Origin of the sequence: Limnohabitans sp. Rim11 (assembly GCF_001269365.1) — a bacterium.
GTDB lineage: Bacteria > Pseudomonadota > Gammaproteobacteria > Burkholderiales > Burkholderiaceae_C > Limnohabitans_A.
Genome location: NZ_CXOM01000004.1, coordinates 201,086 through 217,106, shown reverse-complemented (window position 1 = coordinate 217,106; position 16,021 = coordinate 201,086). Strand labels below are relative to the sequence as shown.

At 51.7% G+C, this 16,021-nt stretch carries 17 protein-coding genes; 14 read left to right on the top strand and 3 right to left on the bottom strand.

What is annotated here, in order from left to right; translation table 11 throughout:
• Positions 1-3: 3 nt before the first annotated feature.
• The 11 genes from der to AMM03_RS14190 all read left to right on the top strand — a co-directional run bounded on the left by der (position 4) and on the right by AMM03_RS14190 (position 10,162).
• Complete coding sequence (gene der, locus AMM03_RS12060; RefSeq protein WP_090131945.1) at positions 4-1,344, top strand: ribosome biogenesis GTPase Der; 1,341 nt, start codon at positions 4-6, stop codon at positions 1,342-1,344.
• Positions 1,345-1,435: 91 nt separating this feature from the next.
• Entirely contained in the window at positions 1,436-1,684 is a 249-nt protein-coding gene (gene hfq, locus AMM03_RS12055) for an RNA chaperone Hfq (RefSeq protein ID WP_090131944.1), read from the top strand.
• Positions 1,685-1,693: 9 nt separating this feature from the next.
• Positions 1,694-2,869, top strand: coding sequence for a GTPase HflX (hflX, locus tag AMM03_RS12050; RefSeq protein WP_090131942.1), 1,176 nt, complete (start codon positions 1,694-1,696; stop codon positions 2,867-2,869).
• Positions 2,870-2,939: 70 nt separating this feature from the next.
• Entirely contained in the window at positions 2,940-4,340 is a 1,401-nt protein-coding gene (gene hflK / locus AMM03_RS12045; protein WP_090131940.1) for an FtsH protease activity modulator HflK, read from the top strand.
• A gap of 12 nt (positions 4,341-4,352) precedes the next feature.
• Positions 4,353-5,279, top strand: a complete 927-nt coding sequence (hflC, locus tag AMM03_RS12040) for a protease modulator HflC (protein WP_090131939.1) — start codon at positions 4,353-4,355, stop codon at positions 5,277-5,279.
• Entirely contained in the window at positions 5,280-5,471 is a 192-nt protein-coding gene (locus AMM03_RS12035; protein ID WP_194942881.1) for a DUF2065 domain-containing protein, read from the top strand.
• 50 nt (positions 5,472-5,521) lie between these two features.
• On the top strand, positions 5,522-6,688 hold the full coding sequence (locus tag AMM03_RS12030; protein WP_090131937.1) for an ATP phosphoribosyltransferase regulatory subunit: 1,167 nt from the start codon (positions 5,522-5,524) through the stop codon (positions 6,686-6,688).
• 6 nt (positions 6,689-6,694) lie between these two features.
• Positions 6,695-8,074 carry an adenylosuccinate synthase gene (locus AMM03_RS12025; protein WP_090131936.1) on the top strand — a complete coding sequence of 460 codons (1,380 nt, stop codon included), beginning with the start codon at positions 6,695-6,697 and terminating at the stop codon, positions 8,072-8,074.
• A gap of 51 nt (positions 8,075-8,125) precedes the next feature.
• Positions 8,126-8,650: a phosphoribosyltransferase gene (locus AMM03_RS12020; RefSeq protein WP_090131934.1), complete on the top strand. Its 525-nt coding sequence runs from the start codon at positions 8,126-8,128 to the stop codon at positions 8,648-8,650.
• Positions 8,651-8,665: 15 nt separating this feature from the next.
• Positions 8,666-9,928, top strand: coding sequence for a PLP-dependent transferase (locus AMM03_RS12015; protein WP_090131932.1), 1,263 nt, complete (start codon positions 8,666-8,668; stop codon positions 9,926-9,928).
• Positions 9,929-9,991: 63 nt separating this feature from the next.
• Complete coding sequence (locus tag AMM03_RS14190) at positions 9,992-10,162, top strand: hypothetical protein (protein ID WP_194942880.1); 171 nt, start codon at positions 9,992-9,994, stop codon at positions 10,160-10,162.
• 36 nt (positions 10,163-10,198) lie between these two features.
• Here AMM03_RS14190 and AMM03_RS12010 read toward each other — a convergent pair whose 3' ends face one another.
• Positions 10,199-10,912 carry an arylesterase gene (locus AMM03_RS12010; RefSeq protein WP_090131929.1) on the bottom strand — a complete coding sequence of 238 codons (714 nt, stop codon included), beginning with the start codon at positions 10,910-10,912 and terminating at the stop codon, positions 10,199-10,201.
• Between AMM03_RS12010 and AMM03_RS12005 the strand changes: the two genes are divergently transcribed.
• Together AMM03_RS12005 and rlmB are read left to right on the top strand one after the other, a co-directional pair.
• Positions 10,911-11,588, top strand: coding sequence for an ABC transporter ATP-binding protein (locus AMM03_RS12005; RefSeq protein ID WP_228764689.1), 678 nt, complete (start codon positions 10,911-10,913; stop codon positions 11,586-11,588). The two genes, AMM03_RS12010 and AMM03_RS12005, sit on opposite strands and share 2 nt — an antisense overlap.
• A 7-nt stretch (positions 11,589-11,595) precedes the next feature.
• On the top strand, positions 11,596-12,333 hold the full coding sequence (rlmB, locus tag AMM03_RS12000; protein ID WP_090131926.1) for a 23S rRNA (guanosine(2251)-2'-O)-methyltransferase RlmB: 738 nt from the start codon (positions 11,596-11,598) through the stop codon (positions 12,331-12,333).
• 18 nt (positions 12,334-12,351) lie between these two features.
• Here the strand turns inward: rlmB and AMM03_RS11995 are convergent, their stop codons facing one another.
• Together AMM03_RS11995 and AMM03_RS11990 are read right to left on the bottom strand one after the other, a co-directional pair.
• Positions 12,352-12,954: a chromate transporter gene (locus AMM03_RS11995; RefSeq protein ID WP_090131924.1), complete on the bottom strand. Its 603-nt coding sequence runs from the start codon at positions 12,952-12,954 to the stop codon at positions 12,352-12,354.
• A complete protein-coding gene (locus tag AMM03_RS11990; RefSeq protein ID WP_090131922.1) occupies positions 12,951-13,595 on the bottom strand; it encodes a chromate transporter in 645 nt (214 codons plus the stop codon). Before AMM03_RS11990 ends, AMM03_RS11995 begins: the two co-directional genes overlap by 4 nt.
• Positions 13,596-13,705: 110 nt before the next feature.
• Here AMM03_RS11990 and AMM03_RS11985 point away from each other — a divergent pair, with 110 nt between their 5' ends.
• Entirely contained in the window at positions 13,706-16,021 is a 2,316-nt protein-coding gene (locus tag AMM03_RS11985; protein ID WP_090131920.1) for a YgiQ family radical SAM protein, read from the top strand.

The following is a 16,021-nucleotide window of genomic DNA, read 5'->3' as shown; positions in this document are numbered from 1 at the left end:
GATTTGAAACCCGTACTGGCCTTGGTCGGACGCCCCAATGTGGGCAAGTCCACTTTATTCAATCGACTGACCAAAAGCCGAGATGCCATCGTGGCTGACTTTGCTGGTTTAACCCGTGACAGACATTATGGTCAGGGCAGACAAGGGCGCTACGAGTACATCGTGATCGACACCGGTGGCTTTGAGCCCGATGCGCACGAAGGCATTTACAAAGAAATGGCCAAGCAAACGCAGCAAGCCGTTGCCGAAGCAGATGTGGTGGTTTTTGTCGTCGATGCACGTGCGGGCGTTTCAGCACAAGATCATGACATCGCCAAATATTTGCGCCGCATTGGCAAGCCTTGTTTGTTGGTTGCCAACAAAGCCGAAGGCATGCGAGAGGGCGTTCAAATCAGTGAGTTTTACGAGCTGGGCTTAGGTGAAGTGATTCCAGTTTCTGCCGCACATGGGCAGGGCGTTAGAAGCCTAGTAGAGCTAGCCTTAGACCCCCTCATGCTGCCCGAAGACGATGAGGGGCCCGCCGACGACCCTTCCATTGTCAAATTGGCGGTTGCAGGCCGACCCAATGTGGGTAAATCAACACTCATCAACACTTGGTTGGGTGAAGAGCGCCTGGTGGCTTTTGACATGCCCGGTACTACGCGCGATGCTATCTCTGTACCGTTTGAACGCGGCGGTCAAAAATTCGAGTTAATTGACACGGCAGGCTTGCGACGCAAAGGGCGTGTTTTCGAAGCCATTGAAAAGTTTTCAGTGGTCAAAACTTTGCAGGCCATTGAATCGGCCAATGTTGTTTTGTTGCTGCTTGACGCCACACAGGGCGTGACAGAGCAAGACGCCCACATTGCCGGCTTTATTTTGGACAGCGGTCGTGCGGTTGTGTTGGCAGTTAACAAGTGGGACGCCGTCGATGAATACCAGCGTGAGTTGGTTCACCGGTCGATTGAAAACCGTTTGCCATTTTTGAAATTTGCCAATTTGCACACCATTTCTGCCAAGAAGCGTCAAGGATTGGGCCCCGTATGGAATTCAATTACCCAGGCGCACAAATCGGCCATGGTCAAAATGACCACGCCAGTTTTGACGCGTTTGTTGTTGGAATCTGTGCAGTTTCAAAGTCCACAGCGTGGCGGCATGTTCAGACCCAAAATGCGCTATGCCCACCAGGGGGGCATGAACCCGCCGGTCATCGTAATTCACGGCAATTCTCTGGAACACGTCACAGAAACCTACAAGCGCTACCTGGAAGGACGCTTCAGAAAAGCCTTTGACCTTTCTGGAACGCCCTTGAGAATCGAGATGAAAACCTCGACAAACCCTTACGCAGACAAAGAATCAAGTTAATTTGTGAGGTTTTGAAGGGCTATTCACAAGAATTATTCTTTTGTTGTGTTAAGGTAAAACCCTTATTTCAATTCAGAACACGGAGAATATCGTGAACAACAAAGGGCAACTTTTGCAAGATCCCTTCCTCAACGCCTTACGTCGTGAGCATGTGCCAGTTTCCATTTACTTGGTCAACGGCATCAAACTCCAAGGCCAAATCGAATCATTTGATCAATACGTCGTTTTGCTTCGCAACACGGTCACTCAAATGGTTTACAAGCACGCCATTTCAACCATCGTCCCCGGTCGCGCTGTCAATCTCAGCGGGTCAGATGCGCCCGACGAGCCTGCTGCTTAACCGCTTCTCTTGAACACCCAATCGGTTGTTGCAACCCCCGCCTTGTTGGTGGGTGTTGATTTTGGTTTGCCTCATTTCGACCATGAGTTGGATGAGCTGAGCCAGCTCGCCATTACGGCTGGACTGAAGCCCATTTCCAAAATAACTTGCAAAAGAAAAGCTCCCGATGCGGCGCTTTTTGTAGGTTCGGGCAAGGCCGACGAAATCAAATTCATGGCCGAGCAATTGGGCGCCCAAGAAGTTCTTTTTGATCAATCGCTCAGCCCTGCGCAGCAACGTAATTTAGAGCGACATTTGGGATTGCCGGTCAATGACCGAACCCTTCTGATCTTAGAAATCTTTGCGCAACGGGCCCGAAGCCACGAGGGCAAACTTCAAGTTGAGTTGGCTCGTTTGCAATACCTCAGTACCCGCTTGGTTCGTCGGTGGTCTCACTTAGAGCGACAACAGGGCGGTATTGGTATGCGGGGCGGCCCTGGCGAAACTCAAATTGAGCTCGACAAGCGCATGATTGGTGAAGCGATCAAGCGGACCAAAGAACGTTTGGTCAAGGTCAAAAAACAGCGTTCAACTCAGAGGCGTCAAAGAGATCGCCGCAACGCTTTCAATGTTTCTTTGGTGGGTTACACCAATGCGGGCAAGTCCACCTTGTTCAATGCCTTGGTCAAGGCGCGCGCCTATGCGGCCGATCAATTGTTTGCAACCCTTGATACCACCACGCGGCAGCTTTATTTGGGTGAGGCGGGACGGACGGCTTCTGTTTCAGACACCGTGGGCTTTATTCGGGACTTACCACACGGCTTGATTGATGCTTTTCAAGCCACCCTTCAAGAGGCGGTTGACGCAGATTTGCTGATTCACGTGGTCGATGCTTCAAACCCTAACTTTCCAGAGCAAATGAGCGAGGTCAAGAGGGTGCTGCATGAAATTGGCGCGGACGATGTCCCTCAGTGGTTAATTTTTAACAAAATTGACAATCTGCCGGCCGATCTTCAGCCGCTGGTTTTGCAAGATCAGTATGAGGTCGATGGGGTTGCGCTGCCTCGATTGTTTCTAAGCGCTCAAACTGGACAGGGCCTGTCGACTTTGCGTGAAATGTTGGCCATTGAAGTCATGAAGACTTCCGCCTTAGACGCGCCTGCAACAGATCCGCGTTTTGACCTTGATAATTACGGGGAAAATTAAGTGCACGAGGTCAATTTGCCTTCTGGATTGTGCACAATGAGACCCAACAAATAAATTACTAACAAAAAGAATGAACTTCAATCTCCGAGCCTTCTATGGGTCAGTCATTCCACAACGCATTCGTGGCATGTTCAATCTGAACGATCCACGTTGGGGACGTGGCGACGACAAGCCAAATTCTGATGCCCATGACAATGGCGCTTCTGGCAATACGCCTGGTTCTAACGCACCGCAGCAACCTTCCCAGAACAACGGCCAGAACAACAACAATCAGCGACCTGGTCCAGCCTCAGGCCCACCCGATTTGGACGAGCTCTGGCGCGATCTCAACCGAAAGTTGAACCAATTTTTGGGTGGCAAAAATGGCGGCCCACCGCACAAGGGTTCCCCAAATGGCTCTGGCTCTAACGGTCTACCACCCATTTTTAGAAACCTGGGAATCGGTGTCATTGTGGGCGCCTTTCTCCTGATTTGGCTGGGTACAGGCTTTTTCATTGTCCAAGAGGGTCAACAGGCCGTCATTACCCAGTTTGGCAAATACAAAGCCACAGTCGGTGCCGGCTTCAATTGGCGCTTGCCTTATCCCATCCAAAAACACGAGTTGGTGTTTGTGACCCAAATTCGTTCGGTCGACATTGGCCGCGACAATGTCATCAAAGCTACCGGTTTGCGTGAGTCAGCCATGCTGACCGAAGATGAAAACATTGTGGAAATCAAGTTTGCCGTGCAGTACCGTCTAAACGACGCTCGCGCTTATTTGTTTGAAAGCAAAAACCCCACAGAAGCCGTTGTTCAGGCTGCAGAAACGGCCGTCCGCGAGGTGGTCGGCAAAATGAAGATGGACTCAGCTTTGGCTGAAGAGCGCGATCAAATTGCACCCCGTGTGCGTGCCCTGATGCAAACCATTTTGGATCGTTACAAGGTCGGTATTGAAGTGGTCGGCATTAACTTGCAGCAGGGTGGTGTGAGGCCGCCTGAGCAAGTTCAAGCGGCATTTGACGATGTGCTAAAAGCGGGTCAAGAAAGAGAACGCGCTAAAAATGAAGCGCAAGCCTATGCCAACGATGTGGTGCCGCGCGCTGTGGGTGCCGCATCCCGCTTGAAGGAAGAATCACAGGCCTACCGCGAACGCATTGTTGCGCAGGCTGAAGGTGATTCGCAGCGTTTTAAAGCCATCTTGCCTGAGTATCAAAAAGCACCCCAAGTCACGCGTGATCGCATGTACTTGGATGCCATGCAACAAATCTACACCAATGTCACCAAGGTGGTGGTTGACAGCAAACAAGGTTCCAACCTGATGTATTTGCCTCTGGATAAGTTGATGCAAATGACCGCTGGCGCGGCACCTGCTACGGCCGCTACACCAGAAACATCTGCCTCAACAGCACCAAACGCCGCCAACAACAATGGCGCCGCACTTGATCCTAGATCGCGTGAAAGTCTTCGTTCACGTGACCGTGAAATTCGCTAAGGAAGTCTCAAAATGAATCGCATTGGAATTTGGGCTTCATCCCTTTTGTTGTTGCTGGCTTTGGCCAGTTCTATGTTGTTTGTGGTCGATCAGCGTCAGTTTGGTGTGGTCTATGCCTTGGGGCAAATCAAGGAAGTGATTACCGAGCCTGGTCTTAACATCAAACTCCCGCCACCCTTGCAAAATGTCACTTACATTGACAAGCGCTTGCTGACCCTCGACAGCCCCGATACCGAACCCATGTTGACGGCTGAGAAGCAACGTGTGGTCATTGATTGGTATGTGCGTTGGCGCATTACCGACCCCATGGCCTACATTCGCAACGTGGGTTTGGATGAAAAGTCAGGTGCCAACCAACTTAACCGCGTGGTGCGCAATGCGTTCCAAGAAGAAATCAACAAACGCACCGTTAAAGACTTGCTGTCTTTGAGTCGGGATGTTTTGATGAACGACGTTAAGCGTGAAGTCTTAGAAAAGGTTCGCGGCGACAAGCCTTGGGGCGTTGATGTGGTTGACGTTCGCATTACACGTGCCGATTATGTCGATGCCATTACCGAGTCTGTTTACCGACGCATGGAAGCAGAGCGCAAACGCGTTGCCAATGAACTCCGCTCAACTGGCGCAGCTGAAGGCGAAAAAATCAGGGCCGATGCCGATCGTCAGCGCGAGGTGACCATTGCCAATGCTTACCGCGAAGCACAAAAAATCAAGGGTCAGGGCGATTCTCAGGCCGCCCGTATTTACAACGAATCCTTTGGACGTGACCCCCAGTTTGCCCAGTTCTACAGAAGCTTGGACGCATACAAAGCTAGCTTTGCCAAGAAGAGCGATGTCATGGTGCTTGACCCGAGTGGCAGTGACTTCTTCAGAACCATGCGCGGAACCGCTGCACCAGCAGCTGCTCCAGCCGCTGCCGCGCCCCAGACACCCAAGAAATAAGTGTCTTTCGGGAGCGCAATCCTGGCAGCGATTGCCTTGGTCTTGATATTTGAGGGGCTCTTGCCCCTCATTTCACCCACCAAATGGCGTGAAATGTTCACCCAGCTGTTACAACTGCAAGATGGTCAAATCAGGTTTTTCGGCCTAACGACCGTTTTGTTAGGACTCTTTCTTTTGGCTTGGCTAATTTAAGCCGCTTTGAGCCAGTAAAATCCCTGTTTTAACAGCCCCCCTTAATTGCCATGTCCGCTTGGGTCCTCCCGGATCACATCGCCGATGTCTTGCCTTCTGAAGCAAGGCACATCGAAGAACTCCGAAGATTGCTTTTAGACACCGCCCGAAGCTATGGCTTTGAGTTGGTTTCTCCGCCTTTGCTGGAACACATCGAGTCTTTGTTGACAGGTACGGGCAAGGCCCTAGATTTGCAAACCTTCAAATTGGTCGACCAAATTTCGGGGCGCATGATGGGTTTGCGTGCAGACACAACCCCACAAGTGGCCAGAATCGACGCTCACTTGCTTAACCGGGTGGGCGTCACGCGACTGTGTTACTGCGGTCCTGTTTTGCACACACGACCTGACCGGCCGCACGCCACACGCGAGCCCCTTCAGTTGGGCGCAGAAATTTATGGCCATGCAGGTTTAGAGGCAGATCTTGAAGTCTTGCAACTTGCCTTAGATTGTTTACAAGCAGCCCAAATGGGTGAAGTCCTGGTTGACTTGGCCGATGCTCGCATTGTGGGTGCCTTGCTCGAAGGTTTGTCACTGAGTGAAGCGACGCGTGGCGAAGTTTATTCGGCATTAGCTTCTAAAAACAGCTCCCTCTTGGCCGAGCTTGTCAAAAGCTTTCCCTCAGACATTCAAGCGGGTCTCATGAGCCTGATTGATTTGTATGGCGACGCTTCGGTGCTGTCCAAAGCTTTGAAGCAGCTGCCTGCCAAACCCCAAATTAAGTTGGCCCTTGAGCAGTTGAAGTGGTTGAGTGATCAATTGCCCCATGTGACATTCCAATTTGATTTGGCAGATGCGCGGGGTTATGCGTACTACAGCGGTTTGCGATTTGCTATTTACGCCAAAGGCGCCAGTGATGCTGTCATTCGCGGTGGTCGCTACGATGGCGTCGGTGCTGTGTTTGGTCACGAAGTCAGTCGAGATCGACCCGCTGTTGGGTTCAGTCTGGACTTGAAACAATGGGTTGGCATTGTGCCAGCGCTGACATTGAAAGTGGCTATTCGCGCACCTTGGGGCAACTCAAGCGCCTTGCGAAATGCCATTGCAAAGCTTCGTCAACAGGGCGAAACCGTGGTGTGCATCTTGCCCGGCCACAACAGTGAAATCGATGAATTCCAATGCGACCGCGAGCTCATAGAGGTTGCGGCGCAGTGGGTTGTCAAAGTGATTGAAAAATAAAGCGATATGAACATGATCAAAGGACGTAACGTTGTCGTTGTAGGTACCCAGTGGGGCGACGAGGGCAAAGGCAAATTGGTGGACTGGCTCACTGAAAGTGCGCAAGGTGTTGTGCGTTTTCAGGGGGGACACAATGCCGGCCATACCTTGGTGATCAATGGTGTCAAGACTGCCTTGCACCTGATTCCCAGCGGCATCATGCGGCCAGGTGTGAAGTGCTACATCGGCAATGGTGTGGTTCTTTCAGCAGGCAAGTTGTTTGAAGAAATTGCGGGCCTTGAAAAGGCTGGTGTTGAAGTGCGCTCGCGTTTGCGCATCAGCGAAGCCTGTCCCTTGATCTTGCCTTTCCATGCGGCATTGGATGTTGCGCGTGAAGCGGCCAGAGAGCAGGGCGGCACCGAAAAAATTGGCACGACCGGCCGCGGCATTGGCCCTGCCTATGAAGACAAAATTGCGCGCCGTGCCTTGCGCGTTCAAGATTTGAAATATCCCGAACGCTTTGCGCACAAGCTCAAAGAGCTTCTGGATTTGCATAACCATGTTTTGAAAACCTATTTGGGTTCTGAAAAATTCATCTTTGGCGATGCCCTGAAGCCTTACGTCAAAAACGGCGAAGTTCAGTTCGATGTGGTTTACAAAGAAGCTATGGAACACGCCGAACTGCTCAAGCCCATGATGGCCGACGTTTCTCGTGAGCTCAATGACGCGCATCGCTTGGGTGCCAATTTGTTGTTTGAAGGAGCCCAAGGCACTTTGTTGGACGTCGATCACGGCACGTACCCCTACGTCACTTCTAGCAACTGTGTGGCCGGCAATGCCGCTGCAGGTTCAGGCGTTGGACCCGGCCTGTTGCATTACGTTTTGGGTATTACCAAAGCCTATTGCACCCGCGTTGGCGGCGGCCCCTTCCCAACGGAACTCGATTGGGAAAAAGAAGGGACACCCGGCTGGCACATGAGCACAGTGGGCGCAGAAAAGGGGGTCACCACAGGTCGCAGCCGCCGTTGCGGTTGGTTTGATGCAGCACTCTTGAAGCGCAGCGCACAAGTCAATGGCCTATCTGGCTTGTGCATCACCAAGCTCGATGTGCTCGATGGCTTGAAAGAATTGATGCTTTGCACAGGCTACGAGTTAGACGGTGAAGTGATCGATATTTTGCCCATGGGCGCAGACGACATTGCCCGTTGCAAACCCATCTACGAAACCATTGAAGGCTGGACTGACAGCACCGTGGGGGTGACTCAGTTCGATCAATTGCCTGTCAATGCGCGTTTGTATTTGCAGCGCATTGAACACGTCACTGGTGTGCCGATTCACATGGTTTCAACCAGCCCCGATCGTGATCACACCATTCTGATGCACCATCCCTTTTTGGCCCCCCTTTAATTTTCACCTTGAAGCACGCTGCGTGCAAACACATTAACTTGGAGAGACCCCATGCTGACTGAAGACGGCAAACACTTGTACGTAAGCTATGACGAGTACCACAACCTGATTGAAAAATTGGCCTTGAAGGTCTATCAATCGGGTTGGGAATTTGACACCATTCTTTGCTTGGCACGCGGTGGCATGCGCCCCGGTGACATCTTGTCACGCATCTTCGACAAGCCATTGGCCATCATGTCAACCAGCTCTTACCGCGCAGATGCCGGTACCGTTCAGGGACATTTGGACATTGCTCGCTTTATCACAACGCCTAAAGGCGAAATTGCAGGGCGTGTTTTGTTGGTCGACGATTTGGCAGATTCTGGCCATACCTTGAATGCCGTCGTCAACATGCTCAAGAACAATTACAAGCCCATCACTGAACTTCGCACGGCCGTTATTTGGACCAAAGGCGTGTCTGGCTTTCAGCCCGATTACTCCGTCGATTATTTGCCCACCAATCCTTGGATTCACCAGCCTTTTGAAGGCTACGACAGCTTGAACCCTGAAAAATTGATGGAAAAGTGGAAGGTCTAAAGGTAGGATTGTGGGATGACAGATCAGAATGCATCCCACCCCCCTTTGCTTGGGGCTCATCCACACGATGAGCATCTCAGCACCCATATGATTCATCACGGCTACACGCCACCGGCAGACTTTCAAGCACCTCAGCCAGGTGTTTTCAAAGCTTCAACTGTCTTTTTCCCTAACGTCGCGGCCATGCGGCAGCGCGAATGGAAAGACAAATCTGCCTACACCTACGGCACTCACGGCACGCCCACCACCTTCACGCTAGAAGAGCGTTTGTGTTCGCTTGAAGGCGGTTTGCATTGTGTCCTCACACCCAGCGGCCTGTCCGCCATTTCGGTGGTGTCATTTTCAGTTTTAAAAACAGGCGATCATGTTCTGATTCCTGACAATGCCTATGGGCCCAACAAGGTCTTGGCCGAGGGTGAGTTGCTGGCATTTGGTGTATCGCATAGCTATTACGACCCCATGAACCCTGCCGATATGGCCGCCAAAATTCAAAGCAACACCAAGCTGGTTTGGTTGGAAGCGCCCGGTTCTCTCAGTATGGAGTTTCCAGATTTGGTCCAAATGGTTCAAATTTGTCAAAGCCGTTCCGTCTTGACTGCGTTAGACAACACGTGGGGGGCGGGTATTGCATTCAAACCGTTTAACTTAACAGGCAATGCTCAACTTAGCGTCGATTTCAGTGTGCATGCCTTGACCAAGTATCCCAGTGGCGGCGGCGATGTCTTGATGGGCAGTGTCATGACACACGACGAAGCTTTGGGGCTCAAAATGAAGCTCACTCACATGCGTTTGGGTTTGTGTGTGGGCGCCAATGATGTTGAATCCGTCTTGCGATCTCTGCCTACTTTGGCGCTTCGATATGACGCGCAAGATCAAACAGCACGCGCCCTGGCCAAGTGGTGGCAAGGTCAAAGTGCTTGCGCTCAAGTTTTGCATCCCGCCTTGGTTGGCTCGCCCGGTCATGAGCATTGGAAAAAACTATGTACCCCTCAGGGGGGTGTGGGATATGCAGCTGGCCTGTTTAGCGTCATGCTTGACCCACGTTTCACCCAAGCACAAGTCGATGCTTTTTGCGATGGTTTAAGTTTGTTCAAAATTGGCTACAGCTGGGGCGGCCCCATCAGTCTGGTGGTGCCCTACAAGTTGGAGAGTGTCAGAAGCGCTTGGCCTTCAGGTCTGAAAAAAGGCCACTTGGTTCGTTTTTCGACAGGCTTTGAAAACATCCAAGATTTGATTGCCGATTTAAGCCAATCTGCGCAGCAAAACTTGATTTTTTGATTGATGGCAAGTTCTGGGGTGGCAAACTGATACAGTGGAAGAAATTTCATTGAAAGAACTATCTTGGCTACTCCCAATTACGGTTACGAAAAACGTCAAAAAGAATTGGCGAAAAAGCGCAAGAAAGAAGACAAACTGAAAGCTAAGGCTGAGCGCAAAACCGATGCGCCAGATGAGTTGCAAGAAGAGGGTTTAGATTCCCAGGATCAACCCAGCTCGCCAGCCAGCAACTAGCATTTGAAGGTACCCAAGGCCATTAGGGGCTTCACTTCAAGGGGCCCGCAACATCGACTTAAGTTGTGGCCAAATGTTTCTCATCATCACGCTTTGTGCGGCTTCATTTGGATGAATCTTGTCGGCTTGAAACCACTTTAAGGGATCTGCGTCGTCAGCCACCCCTTTCAAAAATTGTTGATTGAGCTGCGAGCCCGATTCTTTGGCCACCTTGAGGTAAACCGCATCCATCTGCTTTCGGTAGTTTTCGCCGTAGTTGGGTGGCACCTGCATTGCCACCAACAAAACTTTGGCCCCAGATTTCTTGCTCGCTTGTGCCATGTTGCCCAAATTGTTTTGCGTCATGCTCATGCTCAAGCCTCTGAGTGCGTCGTTGCCCCCTAGCTCAATCACAACAATGTGAGGTTGGTGTAGCTGGAGTAGGGCGGGCAGCCTAGAAACGCCCCCCGAAGTCGTGTCGCCACTGATGCTGGCATTGATCAGCTGGACTGAAATCTTTTCTTGGACAGCTTGTTTGTCCATCAGCTGAACCCATCCCGTGCCCCTAGGCAAGCCATACTCGGCGCTGAGGGAGTCGCCCACAATCAATACGGTTTGCTTGGCTTTTGCGGTATTGGCTGAGGGTCCGTTCGTTGATTGACTTGGATTGGCGCTGGCATTCATACCTCCCAGCACGCAAGCAATTCCCGAGATCAACACGCCTAAAACAAGGCGGTTAAAGTGTCGTTGTCGGAACAAAGGTATTTGCATGTTGAGTTCTATGATTTCTGTCAGTCAGGTTAGCAAAACGGTCAGCGATGCCAGCGGGCCGCTTTCTATTTTGCGCGATATTGATTTCTCTGTGGGCGTTGGGGAAACAGTGGCTATTTTGGGCGCTTCTGGCTCGGGTAAAAGCACATTGCTCTCGATCATGGCTGGCTTGGATACCCCCAGTCAAGGCCGCGTGGAACTGGCCGGGCAAGATATTTTTGCCATGTCAGAAGACTCGCGTGCGGCCTGGCGCGGCAATCATCTGGGATTTGTCTTTCAAAACTTTCAATTGATGGGCCATTTAACCGCACTCGAAAATGTCATGCTGCCCTTAGAGTTGGCCGGCACCTCCAATGCGGCCAATCTGGCTAAATCTATATTGACCCAAGTGGGCTTGGCCGAGCGCTTGCGTCATTTCCCTAAAGTGATGAGTGGCGGGGAGCAGCAGCGAGTGGCCTTGGCCAGGGCGTTTGTGGTTGAACCGCAATTGCTGTTGGCCGATGAACCCACCGGCAGCCTCGACGCTCAGACTGGCGAAAGCATCATGAATTTGATGCTGCAAATGAACAAAGCCAGAGGCACCACCTTAATTTTGGTCACTCACGATCAAAAATTAGCACAAAGATGCGATCGAACCCTGACCCTGGAAGCAGGACGACTGATATCCCAAGGATAATTGGGGCATGTCTTCTCCCAAAATATTGTTTGGATTTCACGCTGTGGGTGTGCGCCTCAAAACGGCGCCTCAGTCTATTGTTGAAATCTATTTTGAAACCACTCGCCGTGATGCTCGCATGCGTCAGTTCATTGAGCGTGCGCAAGAGGCCGGTGTCAGGCTCATTGAGGCCGATGGCATGCGTCTAGCCAAATTGGCCGGTAGCCACGGTCACCAGGGCGTTGCCGCCAGGGTTGAGTCGATGCCGCAGGTTCACTCACTAGACGATTTATTGGATCAGGTTCAAGGACCGCCTTTGTTGCTCGTTTTGGATGGTGTCACTGATCCTCACAATTTGGGTGCCTGTTTGCGCGTTGCCGATGGCGCAGGGGCGCATGCCGTCATTGCGCCCAAAGACCATGCCGCTGGTATCAATGCCACCGTGGCCAAGGTGGCCAGTGGCGCTGCCGAAACAGTGCCTTATTTCATGGTGACCAATTTGGCCCGCACCCTGGGTGAATTGAAGGAGCGTTCGATCTGGACCATCGGCACCAGTGGCGACGCGCCAAAGAACATTTATCAGGTTGACTTAAAAGGGCCAGTGGCATTGGTGCTGGGGGCCGAAGGGCCTGGCATGCGCCATCTCACGCGCAAAACGTGCGACGAACTGGTCAGCATCCCCATGCAAGGCGCTGTTGAGAGTTTGAATGTATCGGTGGCCAGCGGCGTTTGCCTTTTTGAAGCTGTTCGTCAGCGCTTAGGCTAACTCAAGCCTAGAGCAAGCCTAGATTAAACCTAGTGCGCCTGCAGCGCCGCCGCCTCCAATTAGCCAAAGAATATGGATGCGTGTTTTGAGCATCAGGCCAAAGGCCACGGCCGTTAAAAGCCACAGTTTCCAATCTTTGGCCATGTTGTTGTGGGCCGCTGTGAGTAACCAGCCTGTGGCAACCAACAGGCCAATCACAATGGGTGCCATGCCAGATTTAAAAGACCGAACAGAAATTAAATTTCTATTTTCATGAGCCCATTTGGTGGCGGTGTAGGTCAAAAAAGAGGAAGGCAGCATGATGCCTGCCATGGTGATGCCAATGCCAAGAAAGCCCATTGGCCAAGCACTCATGCCAGCAGACAGTCCGCCGCCAGCATTAAGGCCAATGTTCCATCCCATCAAAGCGACAAACAGCACATTAGGGCCCGGTGCAGATTGCGCCAAAGCGATCGAAGACGAAAAAGAAGCGTCTGAAAGCCAATGTTTTTCATCGACCAAATAACGATGCATTTCCGGGGCCGTTGTAATGGCGCCTCCCATAGAGAGCAAGGACAAAGCTGCGTAGTGCAGAAATAAATCAAACCAATCGAATGGCGTCATTGAAATGATTTCGTTCATGACTCTGCCTTGTCGGTGTTGGCATTGGCATTGGCATTGGCATTGGCATTCGATGGAGTTTGAGCCGCAATCACTGCAAGCGCCCTGTGAGCTAGCCAGCAAGCCAAAATTCCAAGACCGAAAAGGACCCAGGCTAGCGGCAGTCGTAGCAATCCGACACCCACAAAAGCGGCGAAGCTGATCAGCCAGGCCATGCGCAATCCGACCGGATTTTCATTCAAGGTGCTACCCAGTTTAAAGCCTGTGGCAATGATCAAGCCGGCTGACACAGCCCCCATGCCTTTGAGCGCGCCTTGGGCCATCGGGTTGTCTGACACACCCCCGAACAAAATAGCCAAAAGCAAGACCACGGTTAAGGGCGCTATCAGGAGTCCGGCTACAGCGACCAATGCGCCAGACAGGCCAAAGTGTCGGCGACCAAACATCAGCGCCAAATTCACGATGTTGGGGCCGGGCATGATTTGAGCGATAGACCATTCTTCGACGAATTGCGACTTGGTCATCCATCTGCGTCTTTCCACAAGCTCTTGTTGAGCGACGGCCAGGACACCACCAACACCTTGCAGTGCCAGCAATGTAAAGCCAATAAACAAGGCCATTTTTGATTCTGGCTGTTTAAGTTGATCGGAATCCGCGGTCATGTTGTTCAATCAAGGTCAAAGTCATGCAATTTTATGGGTTCATAAAGACCTTTCATGCTCGTGGAAGCGTCTGAGCCACTAAACTACGCCATCCCTCCGACTTGTGACCCATGAACGCCTTTGTAGACGTCTCTTTTTTCCCGCGTGAAGCAAAACCCCTGAACAGTTACAAAAAGTTCTGGGCGTCACGCTTTGGAACGGCTCCTTTCTTGCCAATGAGCCAAGCCGAGATGGCGCAATTGGGCTGGGACAGCTGCGACATCATTTTGGTCACTGGCGATGCCTACGTGGACCATCCCAGCTTTGGCATGGCCGTCATTGGTCGCATGTTGGAAGCGCAAGGTTTCAGGGTTGGCATCATTGCCCAGCCCGATTGGCAAAGTGCCGATCCTTTCAAAGTTTTGGGCAAGCCCAATTTGTTTTGGGGTGTGACTGCCGGCAACATGGATTCGATGATCAATCGTTACACGGCTGATCGCAAAATTCGCTCAGACGATGCCTACACACCTGGCGATGTCGGTGGCAAACGTCCCGATCGGGCAGCCATTGTGTATAGCCAGCGTTGCCGTGAAGCCTATCCCGATGTACCCATTATCTTGGGCGGCATTGAAGGTTCTTTAAGGCGCATTGCGCACTACGATTATTGGTCTGACAAGGTTAGACGTTCCGTTGTGGTCGACAGCAAGTGCGACCTTTTGCTTTATGGCAATGCAGAACGCGCCATAGTTGAAATTGCGCATCGCTTGGCAGCGCGCGTACCGGTTCATGACATCGTTGATGTGCGAGGCACTGCATTTGTTCGCCGACAAACACCAGAAGGGTGGTTTGAAATCGATTCGACCACGGTGGATACGCCTGGTCATGTTGAGGCCCACGTCAATCCGTACCTGATGATTTCTGAGCAGGCACGAGAAAACGGCGCCACTTGTGCGCGAGAAGACGAAGCCCAATCTGTGGCAGATCTTCAAAATGCCAGCAGCTCAGTCAAGGTGCAGCAGCCGGCCTTTCAAGCCTTGCAATTTGTGCCTAGTTCTCACATGCCATCTCTGCGTGGCAAGGGCACTCACAAAGTGCCCCCGCGCGACAAAAGCGTGATTCGTTTGCCTAGTTTTGAACAAGTCAAAAGCGATCCGGTTCTTTATGCGCACGCCAATCGTGTATTGCATCTAGAAACCAATCCTGGCAATGCCAGGTGCTTGGTTCAAGCGCATGGCGAAGGGCACACAGCGCGCGATGTGTGGATGACGCCGCCGCCCATTCCTTTGACCACAGCCGAAATGGATGCTGTGTTCGACTTGCCCTACGCACGCAGTCCGCATCCCAGTTATGCCGACGAAAAAGGCTCGCACGACGGCGCCACCAAAATTCCTGCTTGGGAGATGATTCGCTTTTCGGTCAACATCATGCGCGGTTGTTTTGGGGGCTGCACTTTTTGCTCCATCACAGAGCATGAAGGCCGCATTATTCAAAGCCGCAGCGAAGCCTCTGTGCTTCGTGAAATTGAAGACATTCGCGACAAAGTCAAAGGCTTTACCGGCGTTATTTCAGACTTGGGTGGCCCCACGGCCAACATGTACAGACTGGGATGCAAGAGCCCAGAAATTGAATCAGCATGCCGCAAACCCAGTTGTGTTTTCCCGGGCATTTGCAGCAACCTGACCACCGATCACGGTCCGCTCATTCAAATGTACCGAAAGGCCAGAAGCCTCAAGGGCATCAAAAAAATCTTGATTGGCTCTGGACTTCGTTATGACTTGGCCGTTCAAAGCCCCGAATATGTCAAAGAGTTGGTGACGCACCATGTGGGTGGCTATCTTAAAATTGCGCCTGAACACACAGAGTCTGGCCCTTTAAGCAAGATGATGAAGCCCGGCATTGGAACTTACGACAAGTTCAAAAGCATGTTCGACAAGTTCAGTGCAGAAGCTGGAAAAAAACAATTCTTAGTCCCTTACTTCATTGCTGCCCATCCAGGCACCAGTGATGAAGACATGATGAATTTGGCCATTTGGCTCAAGAAAAATGGTTTCCGTGCCGATCAGGTTCAAACCTTTTACCCCAGCCCAATGGCCTCAGCGACGGCCATGTACCACACCACCAAAAATCCGCTTCGCAAGATCAGCCGTGACAGCGAAAAAGTGGATGTAGTGAAGGGGGAGAAACGTCGTCGTTTGCACAAAGCGTTTTTGCGCTATCACGATGCCAAGCATTGGCCATTGTTGCGCGAGGCCCTGAAGGCCATGGGCAGGTCGGACTTAATTGGCAACGGCAAGCACCATCTGATTCCAACTTGGCAGCCACTCTCAGATGATTATCAAAGTGCACGTCGCAAAAACAGCACACCCAGTGTCACTAAGTCAAAGTCGCCACGGCCAGGTCAAATCTTGACGCAACACACGGGATTGCCGCCCAGAAAGAAATCGTGA

What these genes read in the sequence shown, in the direction of transcription:
- AMM03_RS11995 (WP_090131924.1), bottom strand. Translation starts at nt 12,954, where the DNA reads ATGAACGAAATCATTTCAATGACGCCATTCGATTGGTTTGATTTATTT.
- AMM03_RS12025 (WP_090131936.1), top strand. Translation starts at nt 6,695, where the DNA reads ATGAACATGATCAAAGGACGTAACGTTGTCGTTGTAGGTACCCAGTGG.
- hflK (WP_090131940.1), top strand. Translation starts at nt 2,940, where the DNA reads ATGAACTTCAATCTCCGAGCCTTCTATGGGTCAGTCATTCCACAACGC.
- AMM03_RS12010 (WP_090131929.1), bottom strand. Translation starts at nt 10,912, where the DNA reads ATGCAAATACCTTTGTTCCGACAACGACACTTTAACCGCCTTGTTTTA.
- AMM03_RS12005 (WP_228764689.1), top strand. Translation starts at nt 10,911, where the DNA reads ATGTTGAGTTCTATGATTTCTGTCAGTCAGGTTAGCAAAACGGTCAGC.
- AMM03_RS11990 (WP_090131922.1), bottom strand. Translation starts at nt 13,595, where the DNA reads ATGACCGCGGATTCCGATCAACTTAAACAGCCAGAATCAAAAATGGCC.
- hflC (WP_090131939.1), top strand. Translation starts at nt 4,353, where the DNA reads ATGAATCGCATTGGAATTTGGGCTTCATCCCTTTTGTTGTTGCTGGCT.
- AMM03_RS12030 (WP_090131937.1), top strand. Translation starts at nt 5,522, where the DNA reads ATGTCCGCTTGGGTCCTCCCGGATCACATCGCCGATGTCTTGCCTTCT.
- rlmB (WP_090131926.1), top strand. Translation starts at nt 11,596, where the DNA reads ATGTCTTCTCCCAAAATATTGTTTGGATTTCACGCTGTGGGTGTGCGC.
- AMM03_RS12020 (WP_090131934.1), top strand. Translation starts at nt 8,126, where the DNA reads ATGCTGACTGAAGACGGCAAACACTTGTACGTAAGCTATGACGAGTAC.
- AMM03_RS12015 (WP_090131932.1), top strand. Translation starts at nt 8,666, where the DNA reads ATGACAGATCAGAATGCATCCCACCCCCCTTTGCTTGGGGCTCATCCA.
- AMM03_RS11985 (WP_090131920.1), top strand. Translation starts at nt 13,706, where the DNA reads ATGAACGCCTTTGTAGACGTCTCTTTTTTCCCGCGTGAAGCAAAACCC.